This is a genomic window from Anabaenopsis tanganyikae CS-531 (assembly GCF_029891675.1).
Classification (GTDB): domain Bacteria; phylum Cyanobacteriota; class Cyanobacteriia; order Cyanobacteriales; family Nostocaceae; genus Anabaenopsis; species Anabaenopsis arnoldii.
Map to the genome: position 1 here is coordinate 1 of NZ_JANQDF010000096.1, position 24,268 is coordinate 24,268.

The following is a 24,268-nucleotide window of genomic DNA, read 5'->3' on the forward strand; positions in this document are numbered from 1 at the left end:
TCAGCACAATTAGAAAACCTAGCAGATGTAATTTTTGACCTCCAATCTCTAGCAGATTTAACTAACTGGTTAGAACAACAAAAGTAAAGTATGGCGGTTATTTGATAATTTTCATCTTAGGGAACACACCGAACACACCGAACACACCGACCACACAAAAAACAATTAAATCCAGTCCCCTCTCCTGACAAGGACAAGACTTGGTGGACAAGGTGGACAAGGTGACCACCGGAGAAAAACAGCACAAAGTCTGTATTCTTAGTAAGAAAAATAGCCCATTAAAAGACCATTTTCCGGATAAAATCTTCCTTGTCCACTTTCCTTCCTTGTCTTCGGTGGTCTTGCGTTCACAGATTATATTAAAAACCTACCTTTGTAAGGAAGGGGGAGGGGTAAAAGAATATTTGGTACACTAATCATCACTTACTAAACATCCTTTCAGGTTAAACACAGCGGAAGAAGAAGAATTAAACACCGAGTTAAAACAAGCCAACTTAGTTGAAGAGGAACAAATTATGTAAATTGTTACCAGTTGGATGGAAAAGGGAATTGAGAAGGGAATTAAACAAGGAGAACAAAAAATTATTAGAAGACAAGTAAAACGGCGATTTAACAATATTACTCCCACATTGGAAAGCCAAATTAATAGCTTATCTTCAGCACAATTAGAAAACCTAGCAGATGTAATTTTTGACCTCCAATCTCTAGCAGATTTAACTAACTGGTTAGAGGTTGTTTCAAAAGTTTTTTATTGTCATCAATGACACTGATTGATCCCCCCAACCCCCCTTAAAAAGGGGGGCTAAATTTTTAACAAAAGGGTGATTTAGGGGGATATGAAAATATTTGATACATCATGAGAGACTTTTAAAACATCCTCTTAGAACAACAAAAGTAATGTACAAAGAAAAAGACTTTGAACAAATCATAGAAAGAGAACTCCTAGACATCAGTGGATACCACCAGGGGAACCCGAAAGACTACGACCGAGAAACCGCCTTTTTTCCCACCCAAATCATCAACTTTATTCAAACCACCCAACCTAAACAATGGGAATACCTAGCTAATACTAGCCCTAGTGATGTCCAGAAAATTATTATAGATAGCCTTACCAAAGAACTCAAAAGCCGAGGAATGCTTGATGTTTTGCGTAAGATGATTTTCTAGTCAGATTTATCTGACTTTAGCTTTGAGACGGGGGTTTCTAACCCCCGGTTCGGTGGCGATCTGCTTGCAGCAGCGCTTCGCTATCGCCCCACAGCTCCCCGACTTCTAGCGAAATTATCCTAGATTACCTCTAATGATGTGAGAAGTGGGGGATCTTGCACCCGTCCCACAGTCACCCAGCTCCTCGACTTCTAGCTCCAGATAATCAAATAGATGATTTTCTAGTCAGATTTATCTGACTTTAGCTTTGAGACGGGGGTTTCTAACCCCCGGTTCGGTGGTGTAGCATCAAAGGGAATTTTTCAACCCAGAGCGATTTGCTTCTTGGAGCAATGTACCAAGATCTACATAACATAGCACCCAGTCAAGTTAACACAGTCGCCTAACCAATTTAGATCCTGGACTTCTTTAAGAAATTCTGGGGATCTGGAGTGACTCGAAAAGCAATTTAGAAAAGGGCGGGCAATATGCTCACCCCACAAGATTTATAATCTTAATGTGTGTACTTTATTTACTTGACCGGTGGTGTGAATACAAATATAAAACTCATATTTGATTTCTGAACAATTTCTGTTCCCCGTTCCCTGTTCCCTTTCCTCACTGACAATTTCTCAACTCAAATAGGATGACTATACATAGTAACCATGATTCCAGTATATGAATTTAGCAAAGGTATTGAGCTAGAAAAAAACCCTAACGGTGGTTGGGTATCTCTAGGATTTACCGGTAAATATATCAACGCCACCCTAGACCCCATTCCCCCGGTTGTAGAGCGTTCCATTGCTAACCAAGAATTTGCGACCATAGGAGGAGCTTCCGACGAGCAACCCGCCATTATTGGCCGAGTGGTGGGGACTGGGGAAGAGACTTGGTCTGTGATGGCTGTGGTCACACAAGCAAGGGATGAAGGCGGCTACAAGTTCTCTTTCTATCGTTATTTTTTCACCCCCGGAGCCAGTAACCTGGGCTGTCTCATAGCTTGGTGGGAAAGTCAGGGTAAACCCACATTTAACCCCTTTGATAGTAAATATGTAGGAGAATATGCCTATTTTGACCCAGCTTTGGCTGGTTCATCTGACTATGACCCCACACCCAATGATCTAGAACTAGTAACTACAAAGCCCACATTATTGCACCCACAGCAGTATAACTTAACAAATGTTAATACCCTAGCCATTGGGAAACATAATCTGGATCAAACTCAGCCCATTTCCTGGGCGTTTAATGTAGAAGCACTGGTAAAACCCCACAGTTTTCAGATCATCCAACCCGCTTCCCTAGAAGCCTGTGAGATTTTGGCAAGACAGATTATTGAAACAGCATCGACTAAAAAAGCCATTAAAGCCGCCATTCAAAGCTTAATCAATATATCACAAGTTGAACCCCCAGCTGTAGAGACAATTATTGACACCTTAGAAAATCAACAACTGAATACAGAAGAATGGTACAGCTTATTTGATGCCGAGGGTGCAACCACCGCCATGAGTGAAAAAATCCATAGCTCTTCCTCGGTGCGACTCATCACCCTGCGCGCCATGGTCATCCCTGAGACTTTACCAGAGTTTCTCAAATGGTTAAATATTCAGCCTGGTAAACAACCCAGTGAATATCACAATACTTCTTTACAGTTTCAAGGTGCGATCGGTGATTATTTTCCCCAAGAGCAACTAGCCAAGGGAATTAAATTACTTTTACCTAAGTTACTCCAAAAGCACATTTCCCCGGAGTCTATAAATTGGTTACTGCTTAAAGGTGGTGCTTGGGCTGTTTTTCGTCATCGTTTCATTAATGATGTGCGCTATGATTTGGAATTAATTCATCAACAATCAGATACTGATGCCAAACAATTTGATAATTTGAATTTCCCTCAAAAGATTTGGCAAGAGTTAATTATGTGTCGGGAATTTGTTATTTATGATTCCTACAAGTTATCTTACTACAAGCCTTTGGCGCAATTATTCGAGTTACTACAAGAATATGATTTATCTGCCTACTTCTATCAGGTAAGTGATGCTATAGTTTCTAAAAAGGTATTTTTAGGGGCTTGTCCTAACCGTAGTAATGAATCATATTCACCCACTATTTTAGGTTTGACTTTTAAAAGAAAAATTAGCCCAGTAGAGACAATTATAAGATTAGTAAAGTTTAAGAGCAAGAATGAAATTTTATTACCTGTTTTGGTATTATTAGCATTTATTACACTTGGTTGGTTAAGACGAGAACACAGGATGTTTTTTAATTATAACTTAGAGGATGTTCGGAAAGTATTAAACAACTCAATTAAGCGAATCTTTTGAGAGGATGTTTGGAAAGTGTTCAACAGGTAATTTTTATATCAGGGAACACACGGAACACACGGAACACACGGAACACACGGAAGGATTGGGTAACACACAAAAAACAATAAAATCCAGTCCCCTCTTGTCCACCTTGTCCACCTTGTCTTGTCCTTGTAAGGGGAGGTAACTTGATTTTGGTGTTCCCTGTGTTCCCTGTTCCCTGTTCCCTGTTCCCTGTGTTTAGTACTTATTCAGAAAGTGTCCGTACACATAAAAATTTACCCCTATGGGAGTGTAAGATAAAGTGAGAATCTACCTGTACATTTTGGCTGGACTCACATCAGCTTTAATTGGCTGGAATTTGGGTCAATTTTTCCTCACCGACTTGGGGATATTAAGACAGTTTCCCGAAATCGTGTTATTTCCCTGTGTAGCTATATCTTTAGCTGCGGGTATGGTGATGAATGAAATATTTATCAGCAACCCCACCAGGTATAAACTCAACTTTCGCATTGTCAAAAGACCTTTATTAATTGCTCTGGGTTTGGGTGGTTTAGCCGGGTTGATTGGTGGTGTAATTTCCCAGGTTCTCTTTTTACCGGTGCTGGGGGTTCCCAGTGCTTTTGTGAGAACTTTGGGATGGTTGGTAATTGGTGCTGCGGTGGGTATTGCTGAGGGTTTAAGCTGGCGTTGGCACAGTATGGAAGCGGGGGACCCGAAACGGTTCCGCAAACGCTTAAATACTAGCTGTGTTGGGGCGATGGCGGCCAGTTTATTGGCGGCGGCGCTTTTTGAGGTCATCCGTGCTGCTTCGGGAACGGTAACGGCGGAATTTAGAAGTGTTGAAGACCCTTTGGGTTTTGCGGTTCTGGGGTTAGTGCTGGGGACAGTTTTTAGTATTACTAATTCTCCGAGCTATATGGCGGCTTTAAGGGCTGGTACAGGTTTTGAGTATACGGGGTTTAAAAAAGATGAGTATAGTCATGATGAGGATGGTGAACTAGTATTAGACAATTCGCAAAAAACATCAGCATATATAGATAAATCTCTATTAAGATTTGTCAGTGATGGTGAAGCTGAGGATATTGAAGAAGGTTTATCAATTCAACTACCCAGCAATGGTAAGGTAACCATTGGCTCTGGGGAAGATAGAGCACATATTTATCTGCCTGGAGTTGCTCCACACGTGGCAGACTTAATAGTAAAACAGCGTGAGGTGGTTTTAGTTCCTCAGAGGGAGCATTACGAAAAAATAGAAATTAACGGTTCCCGGTTAAATTCCTCAAAGCAAATACCTTTAAAGCATAATCACGTTTTGACTTTTCACACAGTCAAAATGGATGGCCAACATGAAGAAAAATTTTATCGTTTTGTCTACTATAATCGGTTCCTTGACCCACAAGCTTAGTTTGTCGGTGTTGGTGGTAGCTTCCCTAGCTGCTCCCAGTTGGGGAGAGCAAAATCAAGCGGAAATTGTTGGTAATCCTCAAGTTAACGATGACCGGGTTACTGTTCGCGTTCAGGTAACTAACGCAGAAAATAGGCGACCAATTATAGGTCTACAGGAGAATAATTTTAAGTTACTTGTAGACAACAAAGAATTTAAATTTCTCCCCAGAGACTGGAAGAGTCCAGAAGAAAGTTCACCCCCTCCAGCTTGGGTAGTTGTGCTGTTAGACTACAGTGGGAGTATGAACCGGTTAGACAGTACTGGTAAAACTAGGTTTGCTGGTGCAATTAGTGCTGTGAGTCAGTTCGTGGATAGCTCTAGTCAACGGGGGGGTAATACACAAATATCTATTGTTCCCTTTGGGGTGGGTGGGAGTAAGTGTCAAGATTTACCGGTGAATCCTAGGACTTTGGATAGGTTTTACCCAGCAAGTCATATTCAACTACAAAACTATCTAGACTATTTAGGAACGGTCAAACCCTGCGCTGCTACTAATCTTTATGAACCGATTAAGGAAGCGGTGAGGTTTTTGGGAAATGAGAAAGACCCGCGTTTTGAGATTTCGGAAAATTCTAGTCAACCGCAACCGAGATTATCAATTATTCTGTTATCGGATGGGTTTCACAACCAGGGGAATGAAAAACGAGACTTTGAGAGTTTAAAGAGTTTATTTAACCGCTATAGTCATATTAATGTCCATACTTTGGGTTATGGTTTGACTCCCGCAGAGTTGGGGAAAAAATATAACCTGGGTAGAGCTGCGACCCGTGCTGATATTGGGACTGGTGCGGGTAAGGTTCCAGAAGATGAGTTTGTAGACCAACAACGGTTAAAGGAAATTGCTGATTTAACGGGGGGAGTTGCGGAATTTTCGGGAAACGCTACAAGTATCGCTGAAAACTTACAACTATTTCTCAATGCTTTATTAGGTGAATATGAAATTACCTACACCCAACCAAATGCAGAACGGGGGAAAAAGCATCAAGTCCAAGTGGTGGTGAATGTCCCCGGAAGTGAAAAACCAGCGGAGTCTGATACTAAAGATTACAGAATTACTGTATTTGGGCGATCGCTCCCTGGGGTAGTGCGCCTAACTATATTTATACTGACATTGGGGGGGATTGGTGTGGCTGGTGTGGTACCATTTTACTTTTGGGGTAAGTATTTAAAAGAGCAGGCTTTAGAGACATGAATAAACTCACCTTAAGCCTGATATTATTAATGAGTTACGGCTGTAGTCAACCCCTATTCAATTCTCGCTCGGCGATCGCACCTGTTACCTCACCCTCCGATTGTTCACAGACATCTAAAGTTAACCTGAATCAACAAAATATCACCGAAGTTGTACTAGATGAACAGATGTTAGTTAAATCTGGTCGTGTGACTGCTACGGAAGCTGTGGGTTATAGGTTTGATGCACAACCAGGTCAAACATTCACCTACAATACTAATGATGATATTTGTATTGTGGTTTATACCCCAGATAATCAAATCATTACCAGTGGGGAATTACCGACCAGGGGAAAATATATTCTTCAGGTTTCCTCACCCCAAAATGATAGAGCATTTGGTTTAGGAATGTCTTTAACCAGTCCTGTTGTGGAAGATATTCCAGAGACTCCCACACCAGAACCGACAACTGTAAATACTGCTAGTAGTTCCCCAACCACTAACCAAACTACCGTCAAAAATACTCCCAGGACTAAAACACGAAGACCTAGACCTGTAAAAACTGCTAGGAGTTCCCCAACCACTAACCAAACCACTGTCAACGATACCCCCAGCGCTGAAACACCAGAACCTACAACTGTAGACACTGCTAGTAGTTCAACCACGGACCAAACTACCGTCAACGATACTCCCAGCGCTGAAACACCAGAACCGACAACTGTAGACACTGCTAGTAGTTCAACCACGGACCAAACTACTGTCAACGATACCCCAACCACTGAAACACGTAAGTCTATACCCATCCCAGTACCTTCAAACCCCGCTTTAGTATCTCAGTCGGTTAGTTCCCCATCACGGCCACCAGCTGATGATTTTGTCAGAAACCACTATACAGCACTGAATAACCGTCAATATGATCAAACATGGACTAGGTTATCTCCCCAGTTTAAAGGTATATCGGGAGATTTTTCTAAATATCAAGAGTGGTGGGATAGTGTAGCAGAAATCAGAATTGGTAATGTGGAGCTAATTAGTCAAAATAGCGATCGCGCTGTAGTTGATGCTCAACTATGGTATGAAATGAATAATGGTAGAGTTGCGGAAGATAAGAAAACCAGAATTTCTCTGATGTGGAGTGATGAGGCTAACAGCTGGTTATTTGTCCGTAAATCATCTCCCTAATTATCAAAACCATCTTTCAATCACTATTTACTCATCCAACACCATGAATAAACTTACCTTGGGCTTAACATTATTACTCACCTACGGCTGTAGTCAACCAATATTAAATTCTCGATCTGTGATCGCACCGGGGACTACAGTTTCTGGTTGTTCAGAGACATTTAAAGTTAACCTCAATCAACAAAATATCACCGAAGTTGGACTAAATGAACAGACGTTAGTTAAATCTGGTCGTGTGACTGCTACGGAAGCTGTGGGTTATAGGTTTGATGCAGAATCGGGTCAAATACTCACTTACACTACTAATGATGATATTTGTATTGTGGTTTATACCCCAGATAATCGAATCATTAGCAGTGGGAAATTACCCGTCAGCGGAAAATATATTCTGGAAGTTTCCGCACCTCAAAATCATCGAGTATTTGGTTTAGGAATGTCTTTATATCTTCTCCAAGTTTCCGCACCCCAGGGGATAAGAGCATTTAACCTATCAATGTCCTTAACCACTCCTCAACCTATTGCTGTCAATCCTCCCCCGACTCCCACACCTACCCCTGTACAGACTCAACAACCAAGACCCCAACCCCCCAGGGTTTCACCCCGGAGGGTAAGTCAACCAGTACATAATATTTCTGAAGATGAAGCATTACAAATAGTTCAAAGTTGGTATGAGGCTAAACCGCAAATTTTTGGACCTCCTTACGATTTAGACTTAGTAGACCAATTAGCAACAGGGAATCTTTATTATAACACCACAAAAGATGATGGTTCAGTTGCTTGGTTACGGGATAACAACTTTTACTATACATATACGACATCCGAAATTACAGATGTTGAAGAATTTTCTAACTCTGGTACACGACCATATATAAAAGTGAGAATTTTTGAGGAGTTATATCTTGAGGGAGAACAAGGTATTGATAAAAAAAACTCAGGTTCTTATAGAGGTACATTTACTTACGTCTTTGCACAAGAAAACGGTGTTTGGAAAATCTATGACTATAACAAGGTAAATTAATGGCTAATAATACTAGGTTTCGCGGGAAAATTAAAAAAAATACTCTGTATTAACTTGAATAAATTAACCTTATTTTATCTGAGTTGAGATCCTACCTACAAAAAACTATGAATAAACTCATTTTAGGACTAATATTATTAATAACCTATGGCTGTAGTAATCCAATATTAAATTCTTCCTCATCTATCGCACCGGTTGACTCATCCCCCGGTTGTCCAGATAAACCCACACTCAACTTAGATCAGCAAACCTTAGAAGACATTAACCTATATCAATCATTAATTAAATCTGGTCGTGTGACTGCTACTAAATCTCTGGGTTATAGATTTGATGCAGAATCGGGTCAGACACTTAACTACAGCACTAATGATGATGTTTGTATTGTGGTTTATACCCCAGATAATCAAATTATTGACACTGGGGAATTAACCACCAGCGGAAAATATATTCTGGAAGTTTCCGCACCCCAAGGTACAAGAACATTTAACCTATCAATGTCCTTAACCACTCCTCAACCGGTAAGTAATGAACCTATTGCTGTCAATCCTCCCTCGAATACCACACATACAATAATTTATACACCTGCTCCCGTCCCTCAACAAGCAACACCGCAACAACCCCCCGCTGTTGTTGTTCCTCCACCCTTAACACCATCCCCAAAAAATATACCTATTTCTAATACTTCTAATAAATCAAGTGGGTGGATTTGGTTAGGTTTAGTTGAGAATACATCAGGTGATTTTGAAGGAGAAAGACTATTTCCCTCAAAACGTCAACCAGTCACGATTTATCCTTATGTTGTACCATCTCCCGGTACAGTTGTAACTATTACAACTGCAACAAATATTAGAGAAAACCCACCACAAGCACCTAATTATAAATTAGGGAAAAAAGTTGATAAGGCTTTAAAAGTAGGTGAAAAGTTAATTATTCGTGATATTACAGCTTTTGTAGATGAAAATTCAGATTTCAATCAGACCAGAGTTTGGGCTTTAGTAGACAGATATTAAAATTATGCAAAATAAAATGCCAAATATATTGAGAAACCTAAGAAGAAATAAACCCCTACTATTTGGCATATATGCCGCGGTCGGTTGCCTGATAGCAGCGATAATACTAGGGGAACCATTTTTAGCCCTAACCAGAATCGCACCCACAGCAACGGGAACAGCAGTAGTTTTGTTAATAGATACCAGCGGTTCCATGGGGGAAATAGTCTCAGGGGATGTTACCCCCACAGGACAAACTCAAACCGTAGATGGGAAACAATATAGAATAGTCACCGGGGGGAAATCTAAAATAGATGTCGTCATGGAATCCCTGTTAAAACTGGTAAATACTACCAAACTGGGAGGAAACGATCGCCTGTCCATCGTCAAATTTGATAGTAACGCTTCCCCCATCATTGGACTCACCAACCCCACAGAAAAGGATAAACTACAAACAGCCATCCAGGAACTGCGGAACATTGACGGTAGTACTAACATGGCTGATGGGATAAGAAAAGCCTACGACCAATTAAGATATAGCAACCTTACCCCGAACATCCTCTTATTTACCGACGGACAACCGGACAGTGCAGAAGAAGCTCTAAAAACCGCCCAAGATGTGAGAAATAATAACGTTAACCTGATTGCCGTAGGTACTGGTGACGCTGACATTCACTATTTAGCCCAACTCACAGGCGATCGCTCTTTAGTATTCTACGCCGACTCAGGGGACATTGATCAAGCCTTTCGCGAAGCCGAAGCCATCATCGGTAAAGAGTTAGTAGAATCTGCACCCACAGGTTACCTGAGCTTAGAATATTCCATGCTGCGTATAGGTGGTTGGACTGCATTTTTGGCCATGGGTATTTGCCTATCTTTAATTATAGGACAAAACCAATATATGCACCGTCCCCTATTGACAGCCAAAAAAGGAACCATCAGCACCCTAGGAAGTCTCAGCGCGGGTATGATAGCAGGTGGGGTGAGTCAATTTTTATTTTTCTCCCTCCCAGAAATTACCATACTACAAACTGGGAGCAGAATCATTGCTTGGGTAATACTCGGAACCTTACTAGGAGGGGGAACCCACTTTTTTGTACCTAACCTGAAGCTAAAAAACGCCTTATTAGGTGGTACTCTAGGGGGAGCCATGGGAGCCATAGCCTTTTTAATTACTGCGATCGCCCTGGGAGATGTTTCTGGTCGGTTATCAGGTGCGGTGATTCTGGGTTTTTGTATTGGTTTAATGATTGCGTGGAGCGAACAAAAACAACTGAGTCAAGAACCCTATCTTTTAGTCCGTTGGACCCCCACGGAAAAAACGACCTACTTATTAGGTGCAACACCGATTATTATAGGTAGTTCCGTAGATGCACAAATACCCCTGAACGCCTCGGAAGGTTTCACCCCCATCACTGCGAAATTCTACAAACAAGGAGAAAACATTCTCATGGAATTTCACCCCGAATATGCAGAACGAAAAAACATGAAAAAACCTCTTCAACAACTACAACCAGGAGACACCCGTAAACTAGGAAACATCACCCTAGAAATCATGTCATCCCCCATAGAAAATTAGAGTCATATGTTAAGTTATGTTAAATTCATGTCAAATTTATGTCAAAATGGTTGAGTCAAATCCAGCACCAACTACCGGGTAACTATTATGCAAACTGATTTACAAGACCTAGAAATCAGCCGTACAGAGTTAAATAACTTAACCGGATTAGATATCAACACAGTTCCCAAACTCTCTGTTGTGCAAGACCCAATCAAGATGTTAAGTTTTGTATTTATCAAACAACAGCAGGGTAAACAAGGATTATATATTCTGTTTGCCATATCTGCTTGGATGTCGATATTATTTATTTTCAAAGAATATAAAGGCTTTTTTGACTATATTATAGGAGGCTTTGCCCTACTGGTGTCAGTCAGTACCGCAGTTCCCATTTATGAAACTCTGCAAAAATATATGCAGCTTTCCGGTACACATTCCCCCATGCTGCTACTTTGCAAATTACTAGAAGAGGTAGATAGACATAACCAAATAATTAAAAATATTGACACTCTAGATCAATTAAAATCAGTAGGTAACGCCATTGATTTAAGCAACAGAGAAAAAGTGATTGAAGCCATCAAAATCACCAAAAAAGATTTACTACTAGCCATACAAACCGACAAAATATTAAGAGAGAATCCCGGATTTAACCCAGAATCCTTTGCTGTTGACCTCACAGGTTTACAAGCATTACAAGTAAGTGCGACAGCGAGTGAATATAGTCAAATATTAGATCAAGCCTTACAAATAGGGGTGAACGTACAAGAGGAAATGAGACAACTATCCTAAGAGGATGTTTGTCAAGTCATGATTAGTGTATCAAATATTCTTTTACTTCCCTTCCAGTATTCATAGCGATCGCTCTCTAGTACAGTCACCCATCAACAGTCACCCGTCAACAGTCACCCGTCAACAGTCAACAGTCAACCGTCAACAGTCAACCGTCAACAGTCAACAGTAAACCGTCAACCGACCACCGTCACCCATGATTAAATACGTCTTTTACCTACAAGTCAAAGGTTCAGCAGAAGAATACAGATATGAACTAGACCTACAACCCCATGAAGAAAACACACCGGAAAAAGCATTTACCCCCCAACGCCAAGAAGACATCCGCACCACCTTGCAAAATCAAAGCCTATGCGCCATCAAAGATCATCACCTCCAGCAAATAATCAAAACCTGGTCAGAAGATATTAAAGAAGGTTTCCGGGCCAGTAACATCACACTTAACTTACCCTTACTCAGTCAAGCCAATTTAGAACAACTATCTGAACCAGGTAATCAAGAAATTCCCGCCCTAGTGACCCCGGACCTATCGGGGATAGAACCACTACTGGGAATGCTACCCCCCCTAGTGTTTGCTTAGAGGATGTTTGAAAACTTATGATGAATGTATCAAATATTGTTTTACCCCACCCTAACCCTCCCCTTGCAAAGGGAGGGGACTTGATTTTGTTGCTTCCCCCTATTCCCTGTTCCCTGTTCCCCGTTCCCTGTTCCCTTTAGATAAAAAACCATGTCAAATCTACTCAACATTACTATTACCCCCCATCGGGAATTTCTACCAGCAGAACAAGCAGGACAAAAACTATTTGTGATGCTGAAACTGCGACCCACAAAAGAAGTAGCTGCAACCCGTCCCCCCACAGCTTTTACCTTCGTGATTGATACCAGTGGCTCAATGTATGAAATTGTCGCTGGGGAGACCAGACCCACGGGTAAAAGCTATGTCATGGATGGCAAAGAATATACACAGGTCACCGGGGGGAAAACAAAAATAGATATTGTCATTGAATCCTTGTCAGCCCTAGTCAATTCTGGTAGATTGGGGGCAAGCGATCGCATTAGTATAGTACAATTTGATGACTCAGCCTCTCAAATCATCGGCTTAACCAGCGCCACCCAAATCAGCAACTTAGAAAACGCCATCAGCAAACTACGCACCTTTTCCGGTGGGACACGCATGGGTTTAGGGTTACGTCGCGCCCTAGATATCTTGAAAGGTCAAGAAATGTCCGTACGGCGCGCTCTAGTATTTACCGACGGTCAAACCTTTGACGATGATCAATGTCGCAACATGGCCTCAGATTTTGCCACCCATAACATCCCCATCACTGCTCTGGGTGTAGGAGAAGAATTTAACGAAGACCTACTTACCCACCTGAGCGACTCCACCGGGGGGAGCTTATTTTATGTGGTTCCCGGTAACGCCATTGGTACGCAAGTTTCCATCTTAGACCTACCCAACCAAATCATAGAACAATACACACTTGCCCAGCAAGAAGTGATCACCAACCTGGCCTTAACAGTGAAAACTCTTAAAGGCGTAGAACTGTGTCGTATTATTCGCGCCTATCCCACCCAGGCGGAATTTCCCCTACATCAAGACCCCCACCCCATAGGAAACGCCGCCGCCAACGACGAAACCATTTTTATTTTAGAATTTAGCATGGATAGTCGCCCCCCATCCCGGGCGCGCCTTGCTCAAATTGGCTTAACCTACGAAGTCCCCGGTCAAAAAATCCGCAGTGAACTACCCCCCCAAAACGTGGTGGTACAATTTGTCTCTGGTCAAGGGGGCGCAGCACAAGTTGACCAAGAAGTCATGGGTTACTTACAACAGTGTAATATTTCCCAAATGATTGGGGAAGCCACAAGAATCGCCGATAAAGACCCCGGAAAAGCCGAACAAATCCTAGAAAACGCCCGCAGAATAACAGTCAAGATTGGTAACCAAGCTATAACCGACTCTATCAACGGCGCTCAACAAGAATTACGCAAAACTCAGAAGATATCCGCCGGAACCCGCAAAACCATAAAAACAGGAGCTAAAGGTAAAACTGTGAAAATGGGTGACGACATTAACGAGCAGATATCACAGGACAAAATACGTCAAATTACTGGAACCTAAACCTCTAAGTTGACGGTTGACGGTGGTCGGTGAGCGGAGTCGAACCGTTGACGGTTGATGGTTGACGGTTGACGGTTGACGGTTGATGGTTGACGGTTGACGGTTGACGGTTGACTGTTTTAAAAGCACTGATCACATATCTTTTTGAATACAAGGACACACAAAATTATGATTACCTGCGCCGCTTGTGGACACGACCAGAACCCACCTAACTCTGAATTTTGCGTTGTTTGTGGTTCTGAACTGCAAACCGCAACCCAAGCTATGAACGATTTAGATCGCATTAGACAAGAATTATTAAAACCCATACCAGAACCATTCATACCCACACCCACACCCACACCCACACCCATACCTGCACCCATACCCACACCCACACCCCAAACCTCCCCCAGTGCGATCGCCAAATTAATTCCTAAACAAAGCGGTTCCCCGGTTCCAGAATTTATCTTAGATGGTAATGCGATCGTGGGAGTCTTTGACCCCGATATGGGACCAGTAGATATTGACCTAGAAGCCTTTATGGGTGGTGAAACGGTTTCTCGCAACCATGGGGAAATATACCAAAGTAACGGTACTTGGTTGATCAAAGACCTAGGGTCTACCAACGGTATATTTATCAAACCCGTGGGACAAACTCGCTTCGGCGCTAGAATCACCACCCCAGAAACCCTCAACCCCGGTGATGAAATTGCTTTTGGTAAGGTTCGGCTTGTCTTCCAAAGTCTTTAATTAGTTTAATTACCATGCTTACTTACCATGTCTTCACCCACCATTGATACCAGCAATAGTTTAGTTATTCAGACCCATAGTAAATTGACCATTGGTGATATCCCAGTGGAAATTATATCATACTTGGGTCAAACCGCCGATGTTTATTACTTCCAGGTCAATATCTTACCCCCAGATGATAGTACTACCCCATGTGAACCTATGAAATTAGGTTTACTGCGGGTGGGGTCTTTGGACAGTGGACTGAGCCGAGAATTGCAACTTAGAGAAATCCTAGGGGACTATAAACTAATTGCACAGTTACTCGCCCACAGTCAAGCTGCATCTGTAACTATTAACCTAGAGACAACTCCCCCTTTACCCCAGGAAACAGACACTGTTGATGAGGGGAGTCTGATCACAGATACTCAAGAACTAGAAGGGGAGTCACCAGCAGAAACTACCTCATCTAATTATTTAGAAGAAGAATATTACCCCGAAGTAGAAATTACCTCATCTACCGAGAAAATTCTGCTCCTCACGGATTTCCCCGATCAAAGTCAAACCATAGAAACTTGGTTAACAGCAGAACATACCCTAGAAGAGTCTTTGTTTCTCACTACCCAGGTCTGTCAATTTTTCCGCTATATACATCAAAGAAACTGGTGTTTGATTTCCCTTCTCCCCCCATGGGTGCAAATGGGAACCCCTATCAAATTCTTTGATTTAACCACAGCTTACCCCCTGGGTGTAACCCTCCCTTCAGGATTATTAGGAGATTATTTAGCCCCGGAACTGGGTTATAGTCAAAATCCCATTCAGGAATCTATGAGTACCTATACTGTGGGGGCATTGTTATATCATATCATCCATCAACACCCTTTGCCTCAAGAACTATCCCTTGAGTTCCAAATCAAACCCATCCCCCAAATTTACCAAATCCTCAAAATTTCTCTGGCTCCCGTTGCAGAGCAAAGATTTAACCTATCTCAACTCCTTAACGTATTAGTAGAAACTCGTAAATCATATAGCACAATTAAAACTCAATGGCAGGTGGCTACTGGTTCCACCGTGGGACTTTCTCCCCATCGCTTACACAATGAAGATAACTATGGAGTCAGACAAGAACAACTCAGCAATTCTCAAACCATGATTTTAGCAGTTGTGGCTGATGGTATGGGGGGAATGTCTCACGGAGAATTAGCTAGTAAAATAGCTGTGGAAATTCCCCTACAAACCGCCATCCCTCCTGAATGTAAAACCCTAGAACAATATCAGCAATGGTTAACTTCACTGTTCCACACAGCTAATGAAGCTATTAATGACCAAGTTAAGGATGGTGGAACCACTCTGAGCATGATTTTGGCGATCGCCCAACAATTAATCATCGCCCATGTGGGAGACAGTCGCATTTATCTGTTACGCCAAGGAGAAATTCGCCAATTAAGCGAAGACCATTCACTAGTTGCCATGTTAGTAGCTAGTGGTCAAATCACACTAGAAGAAAGTATAGACCATCCCGATCGCAACGTTTTAATTAAATCCATAGGTTCCAAATCCAGATTAAGTGATGGTTACGTCCAAGACCTCCGACGCACCACCCCGGAATTATCCCTCACCCTAGAGGATGCAGATATTATCATCCTCTGCTCTGACGGAGTATGGGATTTAGTCCCCCCCTCAGACCTTGCAGATATCTTTAATAATTCTCATCACCCGGACTTAGATTTACAACTAGCTGTTGACAAAACCATTACACAAGTATTACAAAAAGGCGCATCAGATAACGCCACCCTTGTGGCTTTAAAGTGTACCATCCAAAAAAACGTAGCCAGTGGTTAAACCACTGGTAGTCAAACCGCTGTCTACTAACCTTGACTTACCACCCCAATGACTATTCAATGTCCTACCTGCTTGACAGAAAACCCAGACAATGCTACAATCTGCATTGCTTGTGGTTTTGCCCTCACTCCCACCCAAACATCATCAATATACCACCTACCTAGTGGTACCATCCTAGGACAGGGAAAATATCAAATTGAAAAACTCTTAGGAGAAGGTGGTTTTGGGATTACCTATCAAGGGGTTTACCTGCAAAACTCCGCCAAAGTAGCCATTAAAGAACTGTGGCCAGAAAAAGCCGCCAGAACGGGTAATACAGTCTGCTGGCCCCATTCTATCACCCCAGCAGAACGCCAAAAACAACTAGACAGCTTTCAAACCGAAGCCAGTTATTTATCACGATGCTCTCATAGAAACATTGTCAAAATCTATGATTGGTTCCAGGAGAACAATACAGTTTACCTAGTGATGGAATTTGTCGCTGGTAAAACACTATATCAAATGTTCCAAGAACAAGGTAAACTACCAGAAAATCAAATCACAGATTATTTTATTCAAATAGCCGAAGCCCTCAAGGTAGTACATCAAAATCAACTATTACATAGAGACATTAAACCAGATAATATCCTGGTTGACCAGCAAAACAGAGCCGTCTTAATTGACTTTGGCGCTACTAAAGAATTTATCGCCGGACAAACCCGGGAAATGAGCGTCACCCTATCCCAGGGTTATGCTCCCCTAGAACAGTATAGCTACCGCAGTCAACGTTGGCCAGCCACAGATTTCTACGCCTTGTGTGCGTCCATGTATGAGTTATTAACTGCTCAATTACCCGCACCCGCTCCCGAAAGAGCTAGCGCAGATACACTCATCCCCCCCCGTCAACTTTCCCCCCATCTGAGTCCCTTAATCGAAAAAGTCATTTTAACCGGGATGCAATTTAGAGTTGAAGACCGGTTTCAAACAGCAGATGAATTAATCGACGCTTTAAATGGGAGGTTTGTTTCACCTAGCCAAAAACGCGCCCGGGAACTAGTAGCAAAGGGGGAGTTAACAGCAGCTGTACAAGCATATGAAAAATATCTCAAAACTGAACCCAACCATGGTGAATCAGCAGTTGAACTCGCATTAGTACAATGCTATCTCAACGACAATCAAGCCAAAATTGCCGCCGAAAAAGCCATACAATTACAACCACAAGATGGTAGAGGTTATGGGGTTTTAGGTCTGGTGAGTTGTCGTCAGTCTAAATGGTCAGAAGCCATTAAATATTTACAACAAGCAGCCAAACTCAGCCCCCAGGAAGCGTGGATACAGGCTAATCTAGGTTGGTGCTTAGGTAAGTGTGGTGATTGGTCTCAAGCAGAAATAGCTGTGAATAGAGCGTTACAGTTAGCCCCTGACTCTACTTTTGCTTTAGGACTCCAAGCTTGGATTGCAGTTAATCAACAGGAGTGGAAAGCAGGAGTAAAGGCTGCTACCCAAGCAATTTTTAAATCTAATTTACAGTCTAATTTACAGTCTCACAGCACCCCATCTAGTGATAGTCAACTATTACAACAGTGGGTATATCCTTATTTGATTATCTCCCTAGACCACGCCACTGTTACCCAGCAAGCCAGGGATGTAGAACGACGGATACAAGAATTTATTACTCAAGTCCCTGATAGTGCTTTCGCCCTAGGGTTTCAAGGTTGGAAACAAGCCCTACAGGGGTTATGGTCTCCAGCACTATCTGATTTTACACCAGCTAGCAGTAAATCACAAGTCCCCAGTTGGGTGTTAATTAATTACGCCATTACCCAGGAAAATCTGCATAATTGCGCCGATGCTATCCGAATTTACGAAACTCACCAGCACAAGTTCCCTGGTGATGCCTTTGTTTTATTCCGGTTAGGTACATTACATGGTAAACTAAATGAATGGAACAAAGCCCGCCTTTATCTACAACAAGCAATTCAAATTAAACCTGATTATCCCCAAGCTCATCATAACCTAGGCTGGGTTTTACTTAACATTCGCGCCCAAGATAATCAAGTAGAACACTTCCGGGAAATGTTGTCAGCTTATCGTCAAGCTGTTCAACTCTATACACAACAGCAGCAACATTCATTAGCTGCAGATATTCAACAGGCCTTTCAACTGATTGGGATGAATGTTTGAGTGATTAAGTTTCCCCACGGGAAACTTAATCAAGTTCTTGTTTTGGCGATATCCTCAATCAACCGGTTCTTGTGTTTCCATGTGTTGCTTTTGCGATCGCAGGTGAGAAGCTGATGCGAGTAGTTCCTCGACAACATCCCAAGCTGCGGCACATTCCCGCGAAGAATCACCCTTACTTGCACAAATGCGTCTAGCTTCTTCCCGTGCAACTTCTATTTCATCTTCAATAAAAATGGGTTTGGGATTATCAAATAAATCACTTTTTCTGAGAATATCAGTAATAGAGATAATTCCCAACAACTTACCCTTAATTACCGGAGCGCGACGAATCCGGGTATTAGCAAACAACCGAGCCACATACTCCACCCCTAGCTCAGGATTAACCACAATACAAGGCTTAGTCATAATCTGATAAACCCGCACCTGTTTCGGGTCTTGACCGTAAGCCGCAACTTTATAAATAATATCAGTTTCAGTCACCATCCCATAGGGGTCATTTTCCGTGCGCGGTTCCACAATCAAAGCACGCAACCCTTTATATTTCATCAAATCCACTGCATCAGCAACAGTAGCAGAACCACTAATTGTCACCACATCCGTGGTCATGATGTCTTCAGCTTTCATCATATGTTGACACATCCCTGTTAATATTTAGGTTGAACAATCTTGATTAATCTTCGTAGATTCTCGCCTCAGGAGCATTGGGAAATTCTTCGCAGTACATAGCAAAATTGCTTTTGGGATTCTCCACAAAGTCACTTTTTCTGAGAATATCAGTAATAGAGATAATTCCCAACAACTTACCCTTAATTACCGGAGCGCGACGAACCCGCGTATTAGCAAACAACCGAGCCACATATTCCACCCCTAGCTCAGGATTAACCACAATACAAGGCTTAGTCATAATCTCATAAACTCGCACCTGTTTAGGATCATTACCGTAAGCACCCACTTTATAGACAATATCCGTTTCAGTCACCATCCCATAGGGGTCATTTTCCGTGCGCGGTTCCACAATCAAAGCACGTAACCCTTTATACTTCATCAAATCCACTGCATCAGCAACAGTTGCAGAACCACTAATTGTTACCACATCCGTGGTCATGATTTCTTCTGCTTTCATCATCGCTAAATTTCCCCCATCAATGAGTATGAATTTATGCTTTACCTAGGACATCCCCATATTTACACTGATGTGCATGGATAAATCCCTCAAAAATGTTTAAAGTATCTTTTCTACAGCTGCGGTAAATTTTTCATAGCCCACTACCCCGACAATGGTTTCTGATGGCTGACCATCCTTAAAAAATATCACTGTCGGTAGACTACGGATACCCAGTTTTTCAGCCATACCGGGGTTATCCCCCACATCTAATTTCACTATCTTGGCTCTGTCTTGGTATTCCTGGGCCAGTTTATCCATAAAATGGCTCACCATCTTACACGGACCGCACCAAGTCGCAGTGCAATCTAACACCACCAATGGGTTATTGCTTAAACAGGTATCAAATTCTGTTTCTTGAATATATTCAACTGTAGTTGTCACGTGAACCTCTTTGTTATTGCTAATACTTGATTCTCTCCCCAACTACCATCAACGCTCAGTATTTGTGCGGGCAATGGTAAAGGATATGATAGAATCATAATGAGCGAAGTTTTCCCTTGATGTCAAGGTTTCAAAATTACTACAGCCCTTGTGCCATATAAGTTTTAGTAATTTGATTTTTCGAGGATTACGCATACAATACCCTACCTTTTCCTTGGTATGAACATAATTTAAGGTGTAGATTCCTGTCCCCCTGGGAATTTGGGATTTATAGTCAAAAATCCCACCTAATGCACAAACAACTCTGTTTACCTCTAAATAACTTCAGGACAACCACCTAACTAACCCTGTTGTTGCAATCTTCCCATTTCCAACCGCTCACTGATTAGTAAAGAATTACCTCAAAAATCCCACTGATTGATTAGCATCTGTCATAACTTGAGATACTATGTCATCAGAGGTGATTTCATTTGTAAAACCAATGACTGCTGAACAATCAAAAGACTATTACCTATGGCACAAGCTAGAACAGGCCCGGAGCGCGAAAGCTGCTCGCGGTGGCTATGCTGGCTATGGTTCTCCCGCTTTTGGTCAACAATCAGTACATGGCGAATTAGTAGACAATCCCGCCGAACAACAGATTATTGACTTAATTCGCCGCCATCACAAGTCAGGAAAATCCCTTCCACAAATTGCTACCTGGTTAAACCAGCAAGGATATACAACCAAGCGAGGTAGTCAGTGGCGACCTGTGTCAGTTAAAAGGGTTTTAGACAGGCTTTATGGTAAAACTCCCAGAATTTCCGGTATGGACGCAACCTAATGGCAAGATTCCCTCCATTAACCCCTTTTTCACTCACCTTATTTTAAGACATTATATTTACCTCTTTATAACTCAAAGCCTTAGCATCTAATACCTTGAGCAACTTTACCCTTTACATCCCTCGGATTATATCTCAATTGTCCCATGTGTAATATATGTCTGACGAATATCTTTACAAAAATTCATAAATTAACATCAACTCTAAAGTATGCTTGATGACCCATTGATTGGCGTTCCCAGTGTAGAAGATGCCATAGATCGGCAGCCACTAGTTGTCACCCCGGATACATCTCTAACTGACGTGATTAATTTAATGAGTCGAACCCGAGGTAATACCTGCTCATTGCCTGAATATGATTCAGCAATTGGTGATTATTCCCTGCTTGGGGTTCGTTCAAGTAGTGTTTTAGTCATGGATGGTGGGCATTTATTAGGTATTTTTACAGAGCGAGATATTGTCAGACTCACCGCAGCAGGTGAGGACTTTGCTAAGGTAAAAATATCCCAAGTCATGGTACATCCGGTAATTACCCTTTCTCATACTGCATTCCAGGATATATTTGCCGCCCTATTTTTATTTCGGCGGTATCGGATTCGTCACTTAGTCATCGTAGATGACAACCAACAACTAGTAGGAATCGTTTCCCCAGAAAGTCTCAGACAGGTCTTACGTCCCACCAACTTGCTGAAAATGCGGCGGGTATCAGAAGTCATGACCACTAGAGTGATTCATGCACCACCCACAAGCTCAGTACTTACCCTAGCACAGATGATGGCACAACATCAAGTTAGTTGCATTGTCATCACTAACACCGATTCCTGGAATGATATTCTCTACACCTTTCAACCCGTGGGTATTGTCACAGAAAGGGATATCGTGCAATTTCAAGCATTAGGATTAAATTTGGCGAAAATTTCCGCACAAACAGTCATGAGTACACCCTTATTCTTACTCAGTCCCGAAGATTCCCTGTGGTCTGCCCATCAACAAATGCAACGCCGGCGAGTACAGCGATTAGTTGTATCCTGGGATTGGGGCGCAAAGTTAGGTATAGTTACTCAAACCAGCTTATTACGTATATTTGACCCCCTAGAGATGCATGGAGTCATAGAAACACTGCAACAAACAGTATCCCAACTAGAAGCAGAAAAAGCCCAATATCTCACCCACCAAACCCAAACTAATTACACACCAGTACCTCTACCCCCATCTGACCACAGCAACACGAAAGAAAACATCATTCCTTACGACAACTTAGATACCTTGATTTCTAATGTGCAAAGTCGCATAGAATACTTACTCAATCACCCTAATTTATCCCCAGAATTACAGCAACAGTATTTAAGCTCCACCACCACGGAAATTAAAACAATTCGCCATTGGCTGCGTGCTGGAATTTCTGAGTAGAATCCTTTATTGTTATTAACCTCAACCCTGAAATACAAGGGATTTACTTGACTTCTCCCCTGGATGGAATCACAGGGGATTTTAAACTGATGTTGCTACGCAGGCCCAAGCCATGCTACGCAACGTTTACGATATGATTTATTTAACCTTTTAAACTTACCCCAGGCACTACCCCACTGGAAAGATGGGCACGGTAGTATGAAACCATCGACCCTTACCGACTAAATGAGGAGGTTGTAAATCCCAACTTAAAAAATTATCAAGTTGAAAAGATGACTTTCCAGAAAACAGGTAAACAAGTTGATCAAACCACGATTATTTATAGTTGAACTAGAATAATGAGTATCATAAGAATAAATATCTTTAAAAAGATATCTCTGTTGAAGTGCATAGTTGGATTAACTATCTTTAGTCCGATGCCAATACTAGCAACTGTTGCAGATCTCTCCGTTGCTACTAATCCATCTCTTAGCATCAAAAATACTCTAATAGCCCAAACTCCACAGGTGTTTTGTGATGTAATCAACATTAAAACAGGACAACTTGCTTTGCGTTTTACACCTGGTGGTGAAGCCCGTGCTGGTTTGAATAATGGGAATGTTGTTAAGTTGTTGAAAGACCATCATAGTCCTTGGGTTTATGTTCAGGTTATGCAAGTTCCCAACCCTAGGGTTAATGGTTTAACAGGTTGGGTAAATTCCAATTATTTATCTTGTTATATTGTGTATTTATCAATTATACCAATCTCGATGACAGCCTTAGCTAGACAACCAAAAGCTGTCGAGCCACGAGTTGATGAAAATGGCATAATTACTTATGATTACCCCGGCTATTTCTATGAATATAGCTGGCTTTCTCAAAAGAAAATCAAAAAAGAAGCAGATTTAGAAGGTTACAGTGCATTGTCTCTGGATTTATTGCGTAATGCGATTTTTGCTGTTCATGGTCGCCGATTTGTGAATCCCACTTTACAAAATTACTTCAATAGTCAACCTTGGTATAAGCCACGTTACCAGCCTAATCAATTTCCATCCCGTTTGCTTACACCTATAGAACAACATAATGTAGACATGATTCTGCGATATCAAAAACGCACCGGACTAAGATATTTTTAACTGCACGTTTACATCATTGATTTGGCATATTTGAGATTTGCATCTTACTCAAGGTAACAACGCTCCCAGTATGTTTTGATAGGTTTATGACTCTGCCAAAATACAATATTCACTATCATTTAATTAATCACCCCCACACACCAGTTATGCTATTTTTGCATGGCTTTATTGGCAATCTTGATGAATTTGATCCAGTGATTACATTACTGGGTGAGGAATTTTCCTATTTAACACTTGACTTACCTGGACATGGCAAAACTCAAGTATGGGGAGGGGATGAATACTATACAATGGAAAATGTCGCCCAGGGGGTGATTAACTTACTAGACCAGTTAAACATTCAACAGTGCTACTTGGTCGGTTACTCTATGGGTGGAAGATTAGCCTTATATCTAACGCTACATTTTCCCCACCGTTTTACTAAAGTCATCTTAGAATCTGCATCCCCTGGTTTAGCAACAGCAACAGAACAATTAACCAGAGTTAAAACCGATGGTCAAATCGCCAGAAAGTTAGTTAGAACTACTACCAAACACGAGTTTACTAACTTCTTACTCCATTGGTATAGTCAACCCATCTTTGGAAGACTCAAAGAGCATCCACAATTTACCACCATGGTAGAAAGTCGGTTGCAAAATCACCCAGTGGAACTAGCCAAGTCATTGCAATTTATGGGAACTGGAAAGCAACCCTCATTATGGCATAAACTCCCAGAAAACACCATACCTTTACTGTTATTAACCGGGGAATATGACCATAAATTTAGAGATATTCATACACAAATGGCGCAAAAATGTTCAGCCCAGGTAAGAGTTATTGCTGATGCTGGCCATAATACTCACTTAGAAAATACTCCAGAATTTGTCAAAACTATCCGCAACTTTATATAGTCATCCTATTTGAGTTGAGAAATTATCAGTGAGGAAAGGGAAC

Annotated in this window: 25 protein-coding genes; 21 read left to right on the forward strand and 4 right to left on the reverse strand. The window is 41.8% G+C overall.

Going from position 1 to position 24,268, the window contains the following annotated elements:
• From NWP22_RS09925 to NWP22_RS09990, 14 genes are all read left to right on the forward strand, one after another.
• A partial coding sequence (locus tag NWP22_RS09925; protein WP_280801833.1) for a DUF4351 domain-containing protein occupies positions 1-87 on the forward strand: 87 nt, incomplete at its 5' end.
• A gap of 449 nt (positions 88-536) precedes the next feature.
• Positions 537-764, forward strand: coding sequence for a DUF4351 domain-containing protein (locus NWP22_RS09930; protein WP_271734152.1), 228 nt, complete (start codon positions 537-539; stop codon positions 762-764).
• A gap of 133 nt (positions 765-897) precedes the next feature.
• Positions 898-1,167, forward strand: coding sequence for a hypothetical protein (locus NWP22_RS09935; RefSeq protein WP_271734151.1), 270 nt, complete (start codon positions 898-900; stop codon positions 1,165-1,167).
• A gap of 644 nt (positions 1,168-1,811) precedes the next feature.
• Positions 1,812-3,464 carry a hypothetical protein gene (locus tag NWP22_RS09940; RefSeq protein WP_271734149.1) on the forward strand — a complete coding sequence of 551 codons (1,653 nt, stop codon included), beginning with the start codon at positions 1,812-1,814 and terminating at the stop codon, positions 3,462-3,464.
• 286 nt (positions 3,465-3,750) lie between these two features.
• Entirely contained in the window at positions 3,751-4,854 is a 1,104-nt protein-coding gene (locus NWP22_RS09945) for a hypothetical protein (RefSeq protein ID WP_280801817.1), read from the forward strand.
• Positions 4,796-6,088: a vWA domain-containing protein gene (locus NWP22_RS09950; RefSeq protein WP_280801818.1), complete on the forward strand. Its 1,293-nt coding sequence runs from the start codon at positions 4,796-4,798 to the stop codon at positions 6,086-6,088. The genes NWP22_RS09945 and NWP22_RS09950 overlap by 59 nt, the downstream gene beginning before the upstream one ends.
• Positions 6,085-7,248 (forward strand): hypothetical protein, encoded by a 1,164-nt coding sequence (locus NWP22_RS09955; protein WP_280801819.1) that lies wholly within the window; start codon positions 6,085-6,087, stop codon positions 7,246-7,248. Before NWP22_RS09950 ends, NWP22_RS09955 begins: the two co-directional genes overlap by 4 nt.
• A 43-nt stretch (positions 7,249-7,291) precedes the next feature.
• The gene (locus NWP22_RS09960; RefSeq protein WP_280801820.1) at positions 7,292-8,266 is read left to right on the forward strand and encodes an ARC6/PARC6 family protein; all 975 of its coding nucleotides are present in this window, start codon (positions 7,292-7,294) and stop codon (positions 8,264-8,266) included.
• A 107-nt stretch (positions 8,267-8,373) separates the two neighbouring features.
• Complete coding sequence (locus tag NWP22_RS09965; RefSeq protein WP_280801821.1) at positions 8,374-9,276, forward strand: hypothetical protein; 903 nt, start codon at positions 8,374-8,376, stop codon at positions 9,274-9,276.
• A 4-nt stretch (positions 9,277-9,280) separates the two neighbouring features.
• Positions 9,281-10,834, forward strand: coding sequence for a VWA domain-containing protein (locus NWP22_RS09970; protein ID WP_280801822.1), 1,554 nt, complete (start codon positions 9,281-9,283; stop codon positions 10,832-10,834).
• An 87-nt stretch (positions 10,835-10,921) separates the two neighbouring features.
• Positions 10,922-11,602 carry a hypothetical protein gene (locus NWP22_RS09975; protein WP_271734141.1) on the forward strand — a complete coding sequence of 227 codons (681 nt, stop codon included), beginning with the start codon at positions 10,922-10,924 and terminating at the stop codon, positions 11,600-11,602.
• A 25-nt stretch (positions 11,603-11,627) separates the two neighbouring features.
• A complete protein-coding gene (locus NWP22_RS09980; protein WP_280801823.1) occupies positions 11,628-11,774 on the forward strand; it encodes a hypothetical protein in 147 nt (48 codons plus the stop codon).
• A 24-nt stretch (positions 11,775-11,798) separates the two neighbouring features.
• On the forward strand, positions 11,799-12,182 hold the full coding sequence (locus NWP22_RS09985; RefSeq protein ID WP_280801824.1) for a hypothetical protein: 384 nt from the start codon (positions 11,799-11,801) through the stop codon (positions 12,180-12,182).
• Between the two features lie 150 nt (positions 12,183-12,332).
• Complete coding sequence (locus NWP22_RS09990) at positions 12,333-13,727, forward strand: vWA domain-containing protein (RefSeq protein WP_280801825.1); 1,395 nt, start codon at positions 12,333-12,335, stop codon at positions 13,725-13,727.
• A gap of 4 nt (positions 13,728-13,731) precedes the next feature.
• Here NWP22_RS09990 and NWP22_RS09995 read toward each other — a convergent pair whose 3' ends face one another.
• The gene (locus tag NWP22_RS09995) at positions 13,732-13,863 is read right to left on the reverse strand and encodes a hypothetical protein (protein ID WP_280801826.1); all 132 of its coding nucleotides are present in this window, start codon (positions 13,861-13,863) and stop codon (positions 13,732-13,734) included.
• Positions 13,864-13,895: 32 nt separating this feature from the next.
• Here NWP22_RS09995 and NWP22_RS10000 point away from each other — a divergent pair, with 32 nt between their 5' ends.
• From NWP22_RS10000 to NWP22_RS10010, 3 genes are read left to right on the forward strand one after another with little or no spacing between them, the layout of a single operon-like run.
• Complete coding sequence (locus NWP22_RS10000; RefSeq protein ID WP_280801827.1) at positions 13,896-14,459, forward strand: double zinc ribbon and FHA domain-containing protein; 564 nt, start codon at positions 13,896-13,898, stop codon at positions 14,457-14,459.
• A gap of 27 nt (positions 14,460-14,486) precedes the next feature.
• Positions 14,487-16,280, forward strand: a complete 1,794-nt coding sequence (locus NWP22_RS10005; protein WP_280801828.1) for a PP2C family protein-serine/threonine phosphatase — start codon at positions 14,487-14,489, stop codon at positions 16,278-16,280.
• A 48-nt stretch (positions 16,281-16,328) separates the two neighbouring features.
• Complete coding sequence (locus tag NWP22_RS10010; protein ID WP_280801829.1) at positions 16,329-18,443, forward strand: serine/threonine-protein kinase; 2,115 nt, start codon at positions 16,329-16,331, stop codon at positions 18,441-18,443.
• A 54-nt stretch (positions 18,444-18,497) separates the two neighbouring features.
• Here NWP22_RS10010 and NWP22_RS10015 read toward each other — a convergent pair whose 3' ends face one another.
• The 3 genes from NWP22_RS10015 to trxA form a co-directional block, all read right to left on the reverse strand.
• Positions 18,498-19,070, reverse strand: a complete 573-nt coding sequence (locus NWP22_RS10015; RefSeq protein WP_280801830.1) for a CBS domain-containing protein — start codon at positions 19,068-19,070, stop codon at positions 18,498-18,500.
• 43 nt (positions 19,071-19,113) lie between these two features.
• A complete protein-coding gene (locus tag NWP22_RS10020; RefSeq protein ID WP_271730751.1) occupies positions 19,114-19,569 on the reverse strand; it encodes a CBS domain-containing protein in 456 nt (151 codons plus the stop codon).
• A 96-nt stretch (positions 19,570-19,665) separates the two neighbouring features.
• Positions 19,666-19,989 (reverse strand): thioredoxin, encoded by a 324-nt coding sequence (trxA, locus tag NWP22_RS10025; protein WP_271730752.1) that lies wholly within the window; start codon positions 19,987-19,989, stop codon positions 19,666-19,668.
• A gap of 481 nt (positions 19,990-20,470) precedes the next feature.
• On the opposite strand from trxA, the gene NWP22_RS10030 reads away from it, so the two are divergent.
• From NWP22_RS10030 to menH, 4 genes are all read left to right on the forward strand, one after another.
• Positions 20,471-20,812, forward strand: a complete 342-nt coding sequence (locus tag NWP22_RS10030) for a recombinase family protein (RefSeq protein ID WP_271730753.1) — start codon at positions 20,471-20,473, stop codon at positions 20,810-20,812.
• A gap of 208 nt (positions 20,813-21,020) precedes the next feature.
• Complete coding sequence (locus NWP22_RS10035) at positions 21,021-22,220, forward strand: CBS domain-containing protein (RefSeq protein WP_271730754.1); 1,200 nt, start codon at positions 21,021-21,023, stop codon at positions 22,218-22,220.
• Between the two features lie 416 nt (positions 22,221-22,636).
• A complete protein-coding gene (locus tag NWP22_RS10040; RefSeq protein WP_280801831.1) occupies positions 22,637-23,335 on the forward strand; it encodes a YARHG domain-containing protein in 699 nt (232 codons plus the stop codon).
• Between the two features lie 86 nt (positions 23,336-23,421).
• A complete protein-coding gene (gene menH / locus NWP22_RS10045; RefSeq protein ID WP_271730755.1) occupies positions 23,422-24,225 on the forward strand; it encodes a 2-succinyl-6-hydroxy-2,4-cyclohexadiene-1-carboxylate synthase in 804 nt (267 codons plus the stop codon).
• The last annotated feature ends 43 nt before the right edge of the window (positions 24,226-24,268 follow it).